The 1,206-nt window shown below is 36.2% G+C and carries 1 protein-coding gene; it reads right to left on the bottom strand.

Annotated features, from left to right (window positions below; genetic code table 11):
• Window positions 1-54: 54 nt before the first annotated feature.
• Window positions 55-1,140, bottom strand: a complete 1,086-nt coding sequence (locus AC59HC_RS22970; RefSeq protein ID WP_496559452.1) for an IS481 family transposase — start codon at window positions 1,138-1,140, stop codon at window positions 55-57.
• Window positions 1,141-1,206: the final 66 nt, after the last annotated feature.

Here is a 1,206-nt window from a genome sequence, read left to right as displayed (position 1 = left end):
ATGTGTAATAGCCACGACTTTATCTGACAGTTAGGGGTTAAAAATAATTGTCAGTTATCCAATATTATCCTTACTTCCAAAAGTAAGGATTTTTTGTTCCTCTGCAAGAGTTTCCAATAATTTCTCTTTTGCCATAGGTTTACTATCTAAAAACGTCTGCATCGGTGTTTTACCGTAACAATGTTTTCCTGTATGCGTTCTTTCATTGTTGTAATACGACAACCAGCTGTTTAAGTCTAATTGCAGTTCTTCAATACTTCTGTAAATTTTCTTTCTGAAAGCTATGGCATAAAACTCGTCCTGTATCGTCCTGTGAAAACGTTCGCAAATGCCATTGGTCTGAGGGCTTTTAGCCTTGGTCTTCGTATGATCGATATCTTCAATGGCCAAATAAAGCTGGTATTCATGCTGCTCTCTTATCCCACAGTATTCCGTTCCTCGGTCTGTTAAAATTCTGAGTAAACGAAGTTCCTGCTGCTCAAAGAATGGAACTACCTGATCATTAAGCATGTCAGCAGCAATAAGAGCATTTTTACGGTCATATAGCTTTGCAAATACTACCTTTGAATATGTATCAATAAAAGTTTGTTGATAAATATGTCCAACTCCTTTGATATTGCCTACGTAATAAGTGTCTTGAGCTCCTAGATATCCTGGATGATGAGTTTCAATTTCTCCATGAGCTTTTTTCTCTTCCTTAGCCCTTTCTAGTGCTGAAAGTTGAGATTCAGTAAGGACTACACCATCTTGAGCGGATTTGGCTTCTAGGGCTTTTAATCTTAGTTTAAACGTATGTAGGTCGTGTCTTAACCAAATACTTCTGACTCCACCTGGTGATACAATGAAACCTTTCTTTTTAAGTTCATTACTTACTCTAAGCTGCCCCAAAGCAGGGTTTTCAATAGCTATATCAACAACAGCCTTTTCAATGACTTCATCTACACGATTCTTTAATACTGGCTTTCTTCTGGAGATTTCCTGTAATGCTAATTCACCTCCTTGCTCATACAATTCTTTAAATCTATAAAAACTGTCTCGGGAATATCCCATCACCTTACAGGCTTTGGATACGTTTCCTAAATGTTGTGCTAATTCAAGTACGCCTAACTTGTTTTTGATGATCTTTTGTTGTGTTGTCATAATACTTAATCTGTTTTAAAGTTATTTAATTTGATATAACTGTCAGATTAAGTATTGACTAATTCA

Source organism: Chryseobacterium sp. DZ-32, assembly GCF_059587025.1.
This window is presented reverse-complemented; position numbering and strand designations above follow the sequence as displayed.